We start from the raw sequence: 16,051 nt of genomic DNA on the forward strand, positions 1-16,051 counted from the left end.
AGGCCGCACAAATCGATCGCATCCTGATCCAAACGCAGTTGCTGCAACGACCGCTATTCCACCCCGAGGGGCACGCATGACCGGGTGTTGGCGATTGAGCGATGTGCCGGAATGAGACGTTTTTCTCGGTCTACGGGTGCATTCGCGCACCCTTGGTGATCTTGTCGACGATCTTCTTGTCGTCGCGCAACGCCAAGCCGACGCCGGTCATCTCGTCCGGGCGGTAGCGCTTCACGGCAGCACGGTTCGCCTCGTCATGGCCGGTCTTGAACATATCTTCGATGTAAAGCGACAGGCGGACTCCGCGCTCCATGGCCCTCCGATAGATGGCCCGGAGTGCCGCCGCATCCGCGGCGAGCACGATCACCGGCTGAATGACCAGCGGATTATAGGTGTTGCCCGCGGCATCCTCATAGGCGGCGCCGATGAGACCCGCCGCACGACCCACAATGCCGCTCGTCAAGAAAGCCGTGACGTTCAATTTCTGCCATACGGCGAGATCGTCGCGCACGACGATTGCGATCTTCGTGTCGAACATTGCCGTTCAATCGACCGGTTCGAGCATGACGTTCGCGTTGCCGCTACCCGAGGACTGGCCGTAGGGACCGTATTGATGGCCGACGTAGCGCCGATCCTCGTCGAGGCAACCGAGCATCGTTGCGATGTTCCGTCCGCCCATTTCGCCCACGACAGCCTGCGTGTAATCGGGAAACCAACGCTTCGCTTCGCCGATGCGCCCTTCGAGGAGCATGGCGATGAACTCCCGGTCGTGTTGCTGGCGCTCTTCGGTCGGCCAGAGTTCCGGGCCGCGCACGAGCTTGTGCGTGAAGCTGCAGCTTGCGAGGAATGCGACCTTGCGGCCGGTCTTCTCGGCCGCGCGTCGGACCGCGCCGCCCACTGCCATCGACTCCGTGAGATCGGCGCTAACGACCGTGCCGATCAGCACGATCGGCACCTCGCCCTTCGGATCGAGATAGTGCGTCGGCACCCACGAACCATAATCCCATGCGAAATGCGCTGACTCGTTCCTGTTGCAGGGAAAGCCGAGCGCTTTGACTTCGTCCACGAGGGTGGCGCCGAATTCGGGGTCGCCCTTGTAGGCATAGGGCACGCCGTCGATGAGATCGGGCGCTTCGTCAGCCACGCAGCGCCCTCTATGCTCGCCTTGGCAGGTCACGTACCAGTTGAAGGTGCACACCCAATGCGCAGAGTTGATGACGATGACGTCCGGCTTCGCCGCCCTCAGGGCATCGCCCATCCGGTAGGTACCCTTGATGAGATCCTTGACGAAGGGGGGCGCCTTCTCCTCGATCCCCATGCGCGGCGTGTGCGGTACGACGCCGGCGCGAACGATCCCGCCCGTCATGAATTCCCTCCTTTGGAACGACACGCCACCACACCGCCCGAGCGCTTAGTCGCCGAACATGGCGATGCAGTCTATCTCGACATTGACGCCCTTGCGGTGAGGCGTTCCGCCGACGCAAGTGCGCGTCACTTTTTCACCGGCCAGAAATTCCCGGAACACCTCGTTGAAGCGCGGGAAATCCGCAATGTCGCGCAAGGTCACTCGCATATTGACGACGTTTTCGAACGTCGCCCCCGCCTGCGCCAGGATGTGATTCAAGTTGGTCAATGTCTGCCTCGTTTGCGCTTCGATATCGCCCTGGATCACGTCTCTGGTCGCGGGGTCGAGCGGCCCTTGGCCCGAGACGAAGAGCGTATTGCCATAGCGGATGGCCTGCGCAATCGGCGAAGCCTTTGCCTTGTCCGTAAATCCCGTCGTCGGTGCATTTGGCGAGGTGATGATCGTTTTCGGCATGGGGTGCTATCTCCCGGTCGTCACGGATCGAAGCGGGCAACGATCTCGCGCGGCACGGGTATTGCGCGCAAGCCCGCCGGTCGGCTCTTGTCAATGACGGTCCAGGCGCGAAGCTCATGACCCTCTACGGCGATCTCGCCCTTGTTGCGGATGTGATGGCGCACGAGAAACGTCCTGCCGCGCCATTCCTCGACCCAGCTTTCGATCTCGATCGTCTCGCCGAGGCGACACGGGCGCTTGAAATTTGCCCCCGCATCGAGGAGCGGCACGCCGTTCCAATCGTCCACGCCGAACATCCGGTCCCAATCGAGTCCGACCGCGCGAAACATCATTTCGGTGCATCGGTCGAACCATTCGAAATAGCGCGGATAGAAGACCAGTTGCGCAGAATCGCAATCGGCGAAATTGACCATACGCGTCTGGACCGAGCGCTTCATGCGGCCTCTCCCTTGAGGAGCGCCTCGGCGCGCTGGCGGAGCAGGAACCGTTGCGCCTTGCCGGTTGCCGTGCGCGGAATCGCATCGACGAAGCGAATCCACTTGGGACATTTGTAGACCGAGAGGCGTTCGGTGAGTAGGGCAGTGATGCGCTGCTCGAGCACAGAAGGCTCGAAGCCTCCCTCCGGTCCGACCGCGAAGAGTGTGAGGCGTGTAAGCCCATCTGGATCAGCCGTGCCGACGACGACCGCCTCGCGCAGCGGAAGTTCCGTCAGCAACAGTTCCTCGATTTCCGTCGGGCTTACCCATTGACCCGAAATCTTGAGGAGGTCGTCGTGCCGGCCCTCATGGAACCAGTAACCGTCGACATCGACGCGATACATGTCGCCGGTACAAAACCATTCTCCGCGGAAGGCGGCTTGGGATTTCTCCGGCTGATTCCAGTACATCGCCGCTCGGGAAGCAATGCGCGCCCAAAGAATTCCCGGCTCCCCGGGTGGCAGGGGCCGGCCATGCGCATCCGCAAGCTTCGCGTCCACCCCTGCTGCCGGCTTACCCGACGAGCCTGGCCGAATGGCGCCGGGATGATTGGAGAGCAACATATAGATGGTCTCGGATGTCCCCATCCCGTCCACGATCTCGCGTCCCGTCGCCTGCCGCCATCGCTGCCAAAGGCGCTCCGGCAGCCGTTCGCCGGCCGAAACGAAATGCCGCACGGAACGAAAGCCTTCGCCCGTCGCCACACCGGCCTCGAGCAGATTGCGGTAGATCGTGGGCACCGCGAAAACGACGGCCGGCCGGTGGCGTTCGACCGCTTGCGCCACGACCTCCGGTGTGGGCCATTCGTCGAGAAGAACCACGGTCGCTCCGAGTCGAAAGCCGCCGAACAACGCATTGCCGAGTGCATAGGCGAAGAATAGCTTCGATGTCGCGAACAAGCGCTCGCCCGCGCGCACGCCCAGCGTCCCACCCACGTGGTCGGCGGCGTTGAGCACATCCCTTTGAACGTGTACCGCCGCTTTCGCCGTTCCGCTTGTCCCCGACGTATAGATCCAGAATGCCATGTCGTCGGGGGCGCGGTCGACGGCGTCAAGCTTGGGCGATTGACGGGCAAGGAGCGTCGACCACGAATCGCAAGGCGGCGTTACATCGTCGATCACGACCAGGTGCGGCGGCGTATCGAGTTCTCGCTCGACTTGGCGGTAACTTTGAGCGAACGCGCCCTCGACGATGAAAACCTTGGCTTGTGTGTCACGAAGGTAGAACAGGAGATCGCGCGGTGACGCGCGAAGATTGATCGCAACCGCAACAGCGCCGATCTTGATGGCGCCGAGGTAGCAAAAAACGAAATCCGGCGAGTCGCGCAACATGATCATTACGCGGTCGTTCGGCGCGACGCCGAATGTTCGCAACGCGTGCCCGACTCGATTGATGCCGCTCGCTACGTCATCGTATGAGTACGCGCGATCGCGAAAGATGAGGGCGGCATGGGCGCCGAGACCCGCTTCGAGCGCCGGCATCACTAGCGATTGAGCTGCGTTCATACTCTTCCCAACGGCAACGGTCGTCGCGGAATCACCGTTTGACCGATTGCTTGCTGGTTGCCTAGCTTTGCTTCGACTGTGGCATGCGACCCCAAGGGGCGCAAGAGGAAGGGCGATCGGCAACGAGCGATGCGAGCGAAGGCGTCGCCCGCATCATGCTTAGGGCTGCCGGTCGCGTGAATTCGAGTTGCGGCGGATGAGCTTGGCCAGGAGGTAATCGATATTGTCGGCACCTATTGCGTCGAACTGCGTGAGAATACGCTCGATCACGCGCTGGCGGTAGCGCTCGGACCTTCCGTCGTGGACATCGAGTTCGGTTTGCTGAACAACGTCGATGGCGGTCGCGAAGGCGTGAAAGAGCTCCGCCGGCAGGGCCGCTTTTTCATAGATCGCCTTCAAACCGCGCATGCCCTTGTCGTAGACGAGCGTTACAGCGTTCTTGAGCGGGAGTGCCGCCAGCACCGCGATACCTGACTGGAAAAAGAGCGTGTCGCCCATGCAAAGGGCGCGCAGAAGCAGTGTCGGCGTCAAGCGACCGCGAGCGTGAAGCTGGCGCACGAAGCGATCGAGGTCGCCCATGCCGCTATCCCAAACGATACCGAGGGTTGCGCGCTCCCGGCTGAATTGGATGAGGTCGCTTACAGTGTCTGGACCCAAATCCTGCGTTGCCATCAGGTGTTGTCGAAGACGCTCCGACACGATCGCAACGAGGCGCTCGGAAACGGTTGCGGGCAAAGCCGAACGGAACGCCAGTCGCTGCTCGATCGTCTCGCTCTCACCATAGGCATCGAGAACCTTCTGGAGGTCCGCTTCGCCGAGTTCGGCGCCAACGTTGCTCACGAGCTCGGCGACAACGTCGCGATTCTGGCTTTCGACCAGTGCATGCGCGACGGGTGCCGAGACGCGCCGCCGGCGCGCCACTGCGATCTGCCGTGGCGGCTCATTCAAGGCAATAAGGGCGATGAGATCGGTGTCGGTCAGCACCTCCGAGCTTTCGATGATAGGAAGTGCTACGACGTCGACGTCGCGCGCAAGCGCAAGAGCGATCTCGTGTGGGACGAGCCGGCTCTCCCTGAGCTGCTCGGAAAGGGCCCGGCGAACCACGAGCTCGGCATCGCGCAAGAGGGTGCGAAAAATATCCTCCGCGATGGCGCGTTCCCGGGTCGTGAGAATACCGTGACGATACTCGCCCGCGATTTTGCCGGCCGCCTTGGCTCGGGTCTCAGCCGTGCGGTCCGATATCAGTGCTTCGAGGTCGGCCTTGGATAATCGCTCGGTCATGCGCTCTCTTGGCGGCTGCGGCGGGGCCCTTCGCCGAATTCCGCCTCTGCATTGTCGGTGTCACAGCATGAAGAAAAGATTAACAGAACGCATAAGCGACCCAATCGATGCCGCTCCAGCGGCTGGCAGGTGCCGCGAATAAAAAATGCGCGCGGGCGGTCTTATTCCCCGGGGGTGGAACCTTCCCAGTGTGGTATTCGGATTTGCAGTTTCTAAACGCGGATGCCACCAAAATGACGGGAACTTCAAATCCACCACACTAGGCAATCCTCGATCCGATCCGATACACCGCTCAAGAGGCTGTTCTCCATGATGAAATGCATTGCCTGGCCGCCGACGATCGCTGCGGCGACGTTACTTTTATCCATAAGCGCCCAAGCGGCCGGAGACGCGGATAAAGGTGCTAAGGTCTTTGCGCGTTGCAATGCCTGTCACACCATCAATGCGGGCGATCCCAATCGGGTTGGACCGAACTTTCACGGCCTTTTCGACCGGCAGGCCGGCAAAGCGGCAGATTTCAAATATTCCGACGGGCTCGCCAAGGCCGATTTCAAATGGGATGACGAAAAGCTCGTAAAGTGGCTCGAGAACCCTCAGGCATTCATCCCCGGTGCGCGCATGCAATTCAAAGTTCCTAACCCGCAGGATCGAGAGGACGTAATCGCTTACCTGCACAAGGCGACGCAGTAAGCTGGCCCCGTTTGCTTGGCGAAAGCCTCCGGCGTGGCTTTGAAGTTCCTAAACGCAGAAGCCACCAAAACGACAGGAACTTCAATTCCACCAGACTAGCGGCGGCTTCGCTTGAGGGCGCCGAGGACGCGCTGCATTTGCCCGTCGACGGCGATTTCGACGGCCGAGGCAACTTCGAGGCGGCGGTCCTCGAAGACATCGACATTCGGATGCCTTCGCTGCCATTCGGCCACCGCTCGATCTCGTTCGAGCAGCAATAGCTCAATCTGCGGGCGGAAGAACCGCACCATAGCGGTGATCCAGCGGTTGACCGGCCAGGACGGCTGGGCAAGTTCGATTTCGAAACGATCGAGCATCGCGATTACATCGCGTGCCGCATACCACACCTCGCCCGTGACCCAGCGATTGGTCGTGAACAGTTGGACAGGATTACCGCGATTGTCCATCGAGATTGCGACGAGATGGCCCAGGGCCTCGTCGGGCTCCGGCGGCGGCACGAAGCCGCGAACGAGCGCGGGTCGCACGCCCTTCGGCATGCCCTTTTGCCTCAGAAAGGCGTGAAAGTGGCCGTGCTCGCCCGGTCGCTCGCCAGCCGGATGGGCGTGGTAATAGTACTGGGCATGGGATTCGAAATCGTAGACGTCGCCTTGTGGGTAATGGGTCCACTCGTAGAACGTACCTTGCGCGCGCAGAACTTCTGCGACGATGTTATCGCCCGATTTGGCAAGAACTCGGCGGCATCGCTCGACCTCTTGTCCGGCCTCGGCCATGGCTGAGAGGTCGGCGCGGGGCATGCTTGAAAAATCGAGTAGCCGGGCTCCCACGGCCCGGTCGAGGGGTAGGGCGCTTGCGCCCGCTCGGCTTTGCGTGCCGATTCTTCGCATGGCGATATTCTATACGGAATCGCAGGCCATGCTTAATCCGCTTACGCCATGACGGATCCAAGCACGGCATCGACCGCGGTACCGAGACGGTCCACGATCTCCTCGACCTGGCCTCTTTCGACGATGAAAGGTGGTGCCAACAGGACGTGATCGCCGGCTTTGCCGTCGACAGTACCCCCCATGGGATAGCACAACATCCCCCGCGCAAAAGCCTCGGCCTTGATGCGGGCATGGATCTGATGCTTCGGCTCGAACGGCCGCTTGGAGGCGCGGTCCTCGACCAGCTCGATCGCCCAGAACAATCCGCGCCCGCGAATATCGCCGACGTTGCGGTGGTTGCCAAAGCGCTCCAAAAGTGATTTTTCGAGAACCGCTCCCATTCGATTGACGTTCTCGACCAATCGATCGCGCGCCATAACCTGCTGGACGGCGAGTGCGGCGGCGCAAGCGACGGGATGGCCCATATATGTGTGGCCGTGCATGAATGCTCCCGATCCTCCGGCGATCGCGTCGTAGATCTTATCCGCGACGAGCATGGCCCCGATCGGCTGATAGCCCGCACCCAGGCCTTTCGCCATTGTCACGATATCGGGAACGATGCCCTCTTGCTCGAACGCATAAAGTGTTCCGGTACGCCCCATGCCGCACATCACTTCGTCGAGGACGAGGAGGACACCATAGCGCTCGCAAATCTCGCGAATGCGCTTGAAATAGCCCGGTACCGGCGGCACGGCGCCGATCGTGGCGCCGACGACCGTCTCGGCGACAAAGGCCAAGACCGCGTCGCGCCCGAGTTCGAGAATCTTGGCTTCGAGCTCGTTGGCGACGCGCGCCCCATAGGCATCATCGCTCTCATCGGCGCGTTTGCCGCGGTAGGCGAAGCAGGGCGAGATATGCTGAATGTCGATCAGCAATGGCTCGTATGCCGCTCGCCGTGCCCGATTCCCCCCGGCGGAAAGGGCGCCGAGCGTATTGCCGTGATAGCTCGACCAGCGGGAGATCACATGCTTGCGCTGCGACGCGCCGATCTCGATCGCATACTGGCGCGCGAGCTTGAGGGCGGCCTCCATCGCTTCGGAACCCCCCGAGACAAAATAGGCATGGCCCAATTCGGCGGGAGCCTTGGCCACGAGATGGTCCGCAAGTTCTTCTTGTGGCTGATTGGTGAAAAAGCCCGTATGCGCGTAAGCGAGCTTGTCGAGCTGATCCTTGATCGCCCGGGTGACTTCCGGATGGCCATGCCCGAGACAGGACACCGCAGCACCACCCGATGCATCGACATAGCGCTTGCCAGTGGCGTCGAAGAGATAGATCCCCTCCCCGCGTACCGCCGTGGGGAGTGTCTTTTTTGTTTGTCGCCCGAGGACGTGGCTCATAATTCCTCCCTCGCCGGATTGTCGCCGCAACGGCATGGCGCGCCACCCTAGCAAGCCGGACATCCAGACGCCACGGCGCAAATGCATGGCGCCGGATGCGCGGAATCACCGGGGAAAATAAGCTGTTGTTAACTATATCGTGTGCACATTATGTCGTTTTGGAAATTGCAAGCTACTGATTTAATTGAAATTTCCCCAGGCGATGGGGGACGCGGCCGAGCGTGTTGGGACTGTGTAGGCAACATGGCTGACCTTTCATTTCAATCGGAGCTGATGGGTGCGGCTTTCGGCTGCGCCGGGCTCACGGTTGCGATGATTTATCTCTGCGTGCAACCGGAAGCGGACCGCTCGGCCCGTTTCTGGACGGCCGCCTTTGCCGCCTACACCCTCCATTTCGTCGTGCAGCTCCCCTTCTTCGGCCTAAGCACGACCGTGTCGAGCTTTTTTGCGGAGAGTGCCCAAGCGCTGACTGCCGTCCTGCTGCTCGCGGGCACATTCGCCTTTCTCGGGCGCGAGGTCCGGGGCTGGATCGTCGCGGGAACGATCGCGCTCACCTGTGCGTGGTCCGCCTGGGCGACATTCCTTGCCTCCGACGCCCACCCGCTGACGGCCCCGCTCTATGTGCTCGCCGCAATCGCATTTTCGTTTACAGGCCTGACCTTTATTCGCGCGCACCGCGAGAATCCCAGTGCTGCTTATCGCGTCACCGGCATCGTCTTCGTGTTGATGGGACTCCATAAGCTGGTTTACCTGATCGTGGACCCCATCGAGTGGTTTGCATCTTGGAGTTTCGCGATCTCCCAGGTCCTTTCAATCCTCAACGCAATTAGCCTGGTCGTGATCAGCCTCGAGCGTCAGCGCCTTCGCGCGCAGGCGGCGGAGCGACGGTTGAAATTGAGCGAGGCGCGCCTGCGCGACGTCGCCGAATCGTCCTCCGATTGGTTTTGGGAACTCGATCGCGAGTTGAAGTTCGTCTATGTGTCGGAACGTTACGGGGAAATCGCACGCATCCGCGCCGACGCCATTCTAGGCCGCTCGGTCGCCGAGGTCGCCACCAAGACGTTCGACGATCAGGAGGCAGTGGAACGCCACTTGGCAATTCTCCATGCGCGTCAGCCATTTCGGGACGAGCGTTTCGGCACAGTCGGTCGGCACGGCCGAAGGCGATGCTTCAGCGTGAACGGTAAGCCGATTTGGGCCGAAGACGGGAGCTTTCTCGGTTATCGAGGCACCGGCCGCGACATCACGCAGGCGGTCGAAATGGAGCGGGATGCGCGTAACAAGACCATGTTGCTCCAGGCGATGCTTGACAATTTTCCCGCCGGGGTCACGGTTGTCGACCGCGCATTCAATGTAGCGCTCTACAACAAGCAATTCCTCGACTTGCTCGGATTGCCCCTCAAGCGCTTCAAGTCAGGCGATCCCGTGGAAAAATTCATCCGCTACGCCGCCGAATGCGGCCATTACGGCCCCGGCGACGTCGAGGCGCAGGTTCGCACACGCGTCAGCCAGCTCCGCCAACTCCAACCCAAACGGGAAGAATGGGTTCGCCACGACGGTGAGACGATCGAGGTGCAGAGCAACATCCTCCCGGACCACGGCATCGTCGCCATCTATACCAACATCACCCATCGCAAGCGCGCAGAAAGGGAACTCCAGCGGTCGGTGCATCAAGCCGAGCTTGCCAGCCGCGCCAAGAGCGAGTTTCTGGCCAATATGAGCCACGAGCTGCGCACGCCGCTCAACGCGATAATCGGGTTTTCCGAAATCATGCGGGACGAAATCTTCGGTCCTCTCGGCAACTCAAATTATATCGATTACGTGCGGGACATCCACGAAAGTGGCGAGCACCTGCTTTCTGTGATCAACGACATACTTGATGTTTCCAAGGCCGAAGCCGGAAAGATCGAGCTGCACGACGAGACGATAAACGTGGCGCAGCTCGTGCAATCCTCGATCCGCTATGTGCGCGATCGCGCGAATGCACAGCGTCTGCGCATCGATTCGGAGATCGAGCCCAATCTGCCCCCGCTTCGCGCCGACCCGCTTCGCATAAAGCAAGTGCTCCTCAACTTGCTGTCCAATGCCGTCAAGTTCACGCCGGAAGGCGGGCAGATCATGGTCAAAACCGGCATGTCGCGGGACGGAGAGTTCAGCCTCTCAATCATTGACAACGGAATCGGCATTGCTCCCGACGATATTGCACGCGCCCTCGAACCTTTCAGCCAGGTCGATAGCTCTATCCGGCGCCAGCACGAAGGTACCGGGCTCGGTTTGCCGCTCTCGAAAGCACTCATCGAGCGCCATGGCGGCTCGCTTAGCCTCATGAGCGAAGTGGGGTCGGGCACCATGGTGACGGTGCGCCTGCCGCGCGACCGCGTGCTCCAACCCTTATCGGCGGCCTGAACGCGCCTTTCCCGGTTCCCGCGGCTTGCGGGCTTCGCACGCAGCACCCATACTCGACAGGCCGCTTTCAAGGTCAGGCGAGATGATCGTGCTCTTTACCGATTTTGGACCGGCGGGGCCTTATCTCGGCCAAGTGAAGGCCGTGCTCTATGACGCCGCACCCGAAATTCCCGTGATTGATCTCATGGCGGACGCACCCGCGCACGACCCGATGTCGTCGGCTTATCTCTTCGCCGCTTTCATCGGCGAATTTCCGCAGGGTACTGTGTTTCTTGCGGTGGTGGATCCTGGCGTCGGTGGGGTGCGGCGCGCCGCCGTGGTGGAAGTGGATGGGCGCTGGTTCGTCGGGCCGGACAACGGCCTTTTCGAGCCCATCGTGCGCCGCGCAAAGCACGCGCGATGGTGGGAAATAACGTGGCAACCGGAGCGGCTATCGGCGAGCTTTCATGGCCGCGATCTGTTCGCGCCGATCGCGGCTCGCCTTGCGCAAGGCGAACACCCTTGGGATAAGCCGCATTGGCATGAGGCGCCCTGGGCGGATTCCCGGCCACTCGAGATGCTGCGGCGCGCCGATTGGCCCGACGAATTTGCGCGCGTCGTTTATATTGACCACTTTGGAAATGCCGTCACGGGCGTGCGTGCCGGGACTCTGCCGCCAGAGGGTGTCCTTGAAGCCGCGGGCCGCCGCTTTCCGCGCGCGCGCACCTTTGCCGCCGTACCGCCGGGAGCGCCCTTCTGGTACGAGAACGCGAATGGGCTCGCCGAAATCGCCGTCAATCAGGGTCGCGCCGACCGCGTTCTCGGCCTCGCTGTCGGCACCCCGATCGCGATCCGCTGACCGTAGGGGCTTAACGACTGCAAGCGCTCGTCAATTACCCAACAGATGCTTGAGAATCGTCACCGGGTTCGGAACGCTCGAACTGCCCGAGTTTGCAGTACCTGACGATGTGCCGGGGATAGCTCCTTTGATCAGGCCTATGGTGTTCTCCTCCACGGCGCCGGCAAGGTCCGGCCGATAGTGAAGGTCATCCCACCGGCCGGTCACGATTATCGGCACGATGACGCCTCCGAGGTCGATCTTGCCTCCCTGTCCGATCGTGCTGCCGACCGCCTTTGGCGTGATTCGGTAATCGAGCGTCCGCCTCGGCAAATTGGAAACCCCCGCCCCCGACACGCGCAAGAGCGGGGAGATCAGCTCGAGGTCCCTGTTCGACAAGATGCCGTTCGCAATCGTATAGGACCCGCTCAGTTCGCTGAAATCGGTCTTTTGGGTCTGGCTGGCAGTCGGATCGAGGAACGCGGTCGAGATGTTTCGCGCCATCGCAGCGATGTTGATCCCCTTGATCGAGCCGTCGCGGAACGCAATTCTTCCTTTGCCATTGAGGGCGGAAACAAGGGCGCGCTGGCTATCGCCTGTTGCCGCACCCTCGAATTGGAAGCTGCCCTTTCCGCTGAGGCGATCGCTGTCGAATGCATCTTTAAAAAGTGGCTCGGCCTGCACACCGGTGAGATCGAGTGCGGCCTTGATCGCTGGCGCAGTTCCATTTGCGTCGATGTCGACACTGCCCTTGCCCTTCCCTTCATAAAGGGTGAGTTCGACCAGATCGGCCGCGAGCAAACCGTCTTTGAGCTTTGCGTCGACCTGGCTCTTGCCGATCTTCATTGCTTGCATTTCGATCGAGCCCGCGGAAAATGCGAAGTCGGCGTCAAATACCTTGAGTGCCGAAACGTCGATCGGATCGTCACTCCAGTCCGAAGCAGCACTCTTAGGGGGGGGTGCGCTCTTCGCCGGGGGACCGCCCGCAGCAGGTGCCGGCGCCGATCCTCCACTTGCCAGCGGTTTGCCCATGTATTGGTTTAGATCGAGTTTGTCGAGATCGAGTCTCGCCGAGATGTCTGGTTTCACCCCGGCGGTATCGACGACGATCTGCCCATTCCCTTTCATGTCGTCGAGCGAAATTGCCGCATCGGAAAAGCTGTAGCGCTTGCCCGCGACCGCGAGCTTGCCTTCAATGGAAAGTGCGGCAAGTCCCTTCCCGACATTGGGCAAAGGCGATCCCGCCCAACTTGCGAGTTCGCGCAAGGAGGGTACTTCGAGCTTGACCGAGCCGTCACCGGTCAGAGGCTGGCTCTTGGTTAGCTCGCCGTCGAAGCTCAGGTTGATCGGCTTCGAGGCAAGCTCAAGATTGAAGGGCGAGCCCTGTCCGGCAAGGATCTTGCCAAGCGCGCTTGCCTTGGCGGTTATCTTGACCGTTTGCCCGTTCCACCGGGCTTGTCCGTCCACCTCGAACGGGCCTTCCAGGTTTGGAAGGATCACCGTGACACCGATCCGGTCAAGAACAAAGGATTGGTTCGTGCGATCGTCCCGGTAGCTGACCTTGCCGTGATCGAGGCGTACTTCGCCGAGCCTGAGGTCGCGTCCCTCGAGCGGGTTCTCTCCCTCGATCGCAGGCGCAGGCTGTCCTGCCGCCGGCGGCAGCGCATTCGGCTGAGCGCCCGGCGTGGCGCTGGTGAATACCCAGTTTCCGACGCCGTTTTTCCCGACCTCGAGGCTGATGCTCGGCTCAATGAGGACGAAGCGGCTGATCTGAAAGCTGCCGCTGAAAAGTGGCAGAACCTTGAGTTGGAGGACCAAGCGCTTGAAGGTCGCCATATCGGGATCGACGGCGCCGGGGACATTGCCGAAATGCACGTCGTTGGCCTCGATCGCCAACGTCGGAAATACGGACAAACGCAGCGGCCCCGTGATGGTGAGCGGACGACCCGTTACCTCTTGCGCTTGCTGTTCAATCCGCGAGCGTAGGGCTTCGACCGGAATGATGAGCGGCACCAAAACCGCAACGACGATCAGAATTCCGACGACGATACCAATCCCGATTATCGCTCGCTTCAGCATAAAGCCCCGTTTTGTTCGTTGCGCCCGCATCGCTTGGGACCGGGCAAAGCTTTGTTCAGGCTTTTCGAGCCAGGAGACCCATTATGATGGACTAAGGGCGTGACAAGGCAAGCCCTGCTCTTGTGACGGAACGCCTCCCGATGCGGCCATTCTTCGCATAATGCGAACCAATTTGAAAATTGCCCATTCGAAACATGTGCCCGCACCGGAAAATTGGCCTTCCAAGGACTGATTTGCCCATCTAATCGACGGAATTTCGCGCAATTTCACGGCATTGGGTTAAGGATTGGCGCAACAGCCGGTGGCATATGCCTTGCTCTGGTTCGATGCATTCGGACTATTTTGCGAGCCGTCATGGGCGACGACCTTCGGCGAACAAATACCCCAAGATACGAGCCGGAAGCCCCGGGGAACGGCGTTGATCGGCCGCTGATCCCGTCATCCGCCCCGATAGGGGCCAAGGCATGGGCACCCCCCCCAAACGCCGCCCGTGCCCAACTTCTTCTCGTGGACGACAGCCTCGTCAACCAGATGCTCGCGGCCGCGATGCTCGCTAAGGCGGCAGCCCTAATCGACGTTGCGGCGAACGGGCGCGAGGCGATCGCTGCCGTCAGAGCCAAGGACTATGACCTCATCCTCATGGACCTTGCCATGCCGGAGATGGATGGTCTCGAGGCCACGCGCATCATTCGCGGGCTACCCGGCGGCAAAGGCCGAATGCCGATTATCGCCATGACCGCGCAGGCCATGGAGGCCGATCGCGAACGCTGCTTTGCCGCTGGAATGAACGACTACGTGTCGAAGCCGGTCGACCGCATCGTGCTGCTGGAAACCGTCTCGCGTTGGCTTCAAACACGCGGCCACATCGCGAATATTGGCTCATGTCCCGATCGTTGACGTCGTCCCTCTAAGTCGGCCGATCAAGGCTAAGGCTTTGGCTCGCTTCTCTTTGGCTCGCTCTCCCAGCTCATGCGCTTGCGATAGATCGTCGACGCGCTGATTCCGAGAAGCGTTGCCGCCTTCGGTATGTTGCCGTCGCAGAGCCGGATTGCGTTCTCGATAGCCTCCTTCTCGACCTGCCAGAGAAGTCGAATCCCTGCAAGCGTTCCGTCACCCGCGACCGCCTCGGATCCTCCGCGGCGCCCGCCGCCAGGAGACGATCCCCCTAGACTTGCGGCCACGGCATTACCGCCGCCGCGCGGTCCCGCGTCGATGTGGTTGAGGGGCGGCGGCAACATGTCACGGGTCACAATCTGGCTGTCGTTCAGCACAACGATATTGCGCAAGACGTTTTGAAGTTGGCGAACGTTGCCGGGCCAGTGATAGCTGCGCAGGACCGCATCGACCTCAGGGGCAAATCCTTGGAAGCGCTTGCCTTCCTCCTTCGCGAAAACCGCAAGAAAGTGACGCGCAATCCCCAATACATCGTCGTCGCGATCGCGCAGAGGCGGGAGATTGATGGGAATGACGTGGAGGCGATAGTAGAGGTCCTCACGAAAACGGCCGGCCTCGACCTCTTTCAGCGGGTCCTTGTTGCTCGCACAAATGATTCGCGCGTCGACCCTTTCGGTTACCGTACCACCGACCTTGACGAAGCTGCCCATTTGGATGAAGCGCAACAACTTGGATTGAAGGTCCAAGTTCATCTCACAGATTTCGTCGAGGAAAAGGGTACCCTGGTCGGCGCGGGCCGCAGCCCCGATGCGCTCGCTCACAGCACCGGTGAACGCACCCTTGGTGTGGCCGAAAATCTCGCTTTCCATGAGATCGCGCGGAATCGCGGCGCAATTGATCGCCACGAACGGCTTGTCGCGCCGCTGGCTGCGCTGGTGGATGGCCTGCGCGCACACCTCTTTTCCAGTCCCGCTCTCGCCGGTTATGAAGATCGTCGCCTTGCTGCTTGCGGCACTGTCCACGATTCGATAGACCGCCTGCATGGGCAACGAAGAGCCGATGAACCCGTAATACTCGTCGCGCCCGAAGTCGTCCTTGAGGGTCTCGACGATGCGCGTCAGACGCTGGCGTTCGAGCGCATTGCGGAGTGTCACGACAAGGCGCTCGGCGCTGAACGGCTTGACCAAAAAGTCGTAGGCGCCGCCGCGCATCGCCTCGACCGCGTTCGCGATCGAACCATGCGCCGTGATCACGACCACGGCGGCTGGAAGCTGTTGGGCGTGGACATGCTTGAGAATATCGAGCCCGTTCATGTCGGGAAGCGCCAAGTCCAGCAAGATGGCGTCCGGCACTTCGAGCTCGATCGATTGAAGCGCTTCGCGCCCGTTTTCGACGTGAGTTATGTCGTAGGGTTCCTTGCGCAAATATTCGATATAGACGCGCGCCAGCGACGTTGTGTCCTCGACGAGAAGCACGCCCTGGCGATCGGCCAACGACATGGAGAATCCGCTGTCAACCCCGGAATTGCGAAAACTATCTCAATACGTTGAGTGGCGCAATCGACGCCCGTCGGCTGCTTCAATCTCGACTTTGAGCATGTTGGGAGATCGGCAACCTTGTCGCCTTCAGAGACAAGGGAATTTGGAAATTCCGGTCGGCTCGGAGGTATTTTTTAATTATTATTAATAGCCATCATTAGATTTCCCACCACTTTCCGGGACAAAATCCAGGTCCCCGCAGATTCGGCGAGCCGGACGACTACACCGACATTAATAATTCTTACGACCTGGCCACAAAATCGATCCAGCCGGCCTCGATTACTCT

14 protein-coding genes are annotated in these 16,051 nt (G+C 60.9%); 4 read left to right on the forward strand and 10 right to left on the reverse strand.

Annotation, left to right across the window (positions count from 1 at the left end):
• Positions 1–130: 130 nt before the first annotated feature.
• From VEJ16_17985 to VEJ16_18010, 6 genes are all read right to left on the reverse strand, one after another.
• On the reverse strand, positions 131–538 hold the full coding sequence (locus tag VEJ16_17985; protein ID HYB11553.1) for a DUF2000 family protein: 408 nt from the start codon (positions 536–538) through the stop codon (positions 131–133).
• A 6-nt stretch (positions 539–544) separates the two neighbouring features.
• On the reverse strand, positions 545–1,366 hold the full coding sequence (locus tag VEJ16_17990; protein HYB11554.1) for a hypothetical protein: 822 nt from the start codon (positions 1,364–1,366) through the stop codon (positions 545–547).
• Between the two features lie 45 nt (positions 1,367–1,411).
• A complete protein-coding gene (locus tag VEJ16_17995; protein HYB11555.1) occupies positions 1,412–1,819 on the reverse strand; it encodes a Rid family hydrolase in 408 nt (135 codons plus the stop codon).
• A 20-nt stretch (positions 1,820–1,839) separates the two neighbouring features.
• The gene (locus VEJ16_18000; protein ID HYB11556.1) at positions 1,840–2,256 is read right to left on the reverse strand and encodes a thioesterase family protein; all 417 of its coding nucleotides are present in this window, start codon (positions 2,254–2,256) and stop codon (positions 1,840–1,842) included.
• On the reverse strand, positions 2,253–3,800 hold the full coding sequence (locus VEJ16_18005; protein HYB11557.1) for a benzoate-CoA ligase family protein: 1,548 nt from the start codon (positions 3,798–3,800) through the stop codon (positions 2,253–2,255). Before VEJ16_18005 ends, VEJ16_18000 begins: the two co-directional genes overlap by 4 nt.
• 159 nt (positions 3,801–3,959) lie before the next feature.
• The gene (locus tag VEJ16_18010; GenBank protein ID HYB11558.1) at positions 3,960–5,081 is read right to left on the reverse strand and encodes a DUF2336 domain-containing protein; all 1,122 of its coding nucleotides are present in this window, start codon (positions 5,079–5,081) and stop codon (positions 3,960–3,962) included.
• Between the two features lie 309 nt (positions 5,082–5,390).
• On the opposite strand from VEJ16_18010, the gene VEJ16_18015 reads away from it, so the two are divergent.
• Complete coding sequence (locus tag VEJ16_18015) at positions 5,391–5,771, forward strand: cytochrome c family protein (GenBank protein ID HYB11559.1); 381 nt, start codon at positions 5,391–5,393, stop codon at positions 5,769–5,771.
• Positions 5,772–5,866: 95 nt separating this feature from the next.
• Here the strand turns inward: VEJ16_18015 and VEJ16_18020 are convergent, their stop codons facing one another.
• Together VEJ16_18020 and VEJ16_18025 are read right to left on the reverse strand one after the other, a co-directional pair.
• Positions 5,867–6,565: a hypothetical protein gene (locus tag VEJ16_18020; protein HYB11560.1), complete on the reverse strand. Its 699-nt coding sequence runs from the start codon at positions 6,563–6,565 to the stop codon at positions 5,867–5,869.
• 131 nt (positions 6,566–6,696) lie between these two features.
• Positions 6,697–8,031, reverse strand: coding sequence for an aspartate aminotransferase family protein (locus tag VEJ16_18025; protein HYB11561.1), 1,335 nt, complete (start codon positions 8,029–8,031; stop codon positions 6,697–6,699).
• 243 nt (positions 8,032–8,274) lie between these two features.
• On the opposite strand from VEJ16_18025, the gene VEJ16_18030 reads away from it, so the two are divergent.
• Complete coding sequence (locus tag VEJ16_18030; GenBank protein ID HYB11562.1) at positions 8,275–10,437, forward strand: PAS-domain containing protein; 2,163 nt, start codon at positions 8,275–8,277, stop codon at positions 10,435–10,437.
• An 82-nt stretch (positions 10,438–10,519) separates the two neighbouring features.
• On the forward strand, positions 10,520–11,275 hold the full coding sequence (locus VEJ16_18035; GenBank protein HYB11563.1) for an SAM-dependent chlorinase/fluorinase: 756 nt from the start codon (positions 10,520–10,522) through the stop codon (positions 11,273–11,275).
• Between the two features lie 30 nt (positions 11,276–11,305).
• Here the strand turns inward: VEJ16_18035 and VEJ16_18040 are convergent, their stop codons facing one another.
• Positions 11,306–13,333 (reverse strand): AsmA family protein, encoded by a 2,028-nt coding sequence (locus tag VEJ16_18040; protein HYB11564.1) that lies wholly within the window; start codon positions 13,331–13,333, stop codon positions 11,306–11,308.
• Between the two features lie 354 nt (positions 13,334–13,687).
• On the opposite strand from VEJ16_18040, the gene VEJ16_18045 reads away from it, so the two are divergent.
• The gene (locus tag VEJ16_18045) at positions 13,688–14,230 is read left to right on the forward strand and encodes a response regulator (GenBank protein HYB11565.1); all 543 of its coding nucleotides are present in this window, start codon (positions 13,688–13,690) and stop codon (positions 14,228–14,230) included.
• A gap of 29 nt (positions 14,231–14,259) precedes the next feature.
• On the opposite strand, the gene VEJ16_18050 is transcribed toward VEJ16_18045, so the two are convergent.
• Positions 14,260–15,726 carry a sigma-54 dependent transcriptional regulator gene (locus tag VEJ16_18050; GenBank protein HYB11566.1) on the reverse strand — a complete coding sequence of 489 codons (1,467 nt, stop codon included), beginning with the start codon at positions 15,724–15,726 and terminating at the stop codon, positions 14,260–14,262.
• Positions 15,727–16,051: the final 325 nt, after the last annotated feature.

It is taken from the genome of Alphaproteobacteria bacterium, assembly GCA_035625915.1.
Lineage (GTDB): Bacteria > Pseudomonadota > Alphaproteobacteria > JACZXZ01 > JACZXZ01 > DATDHA01.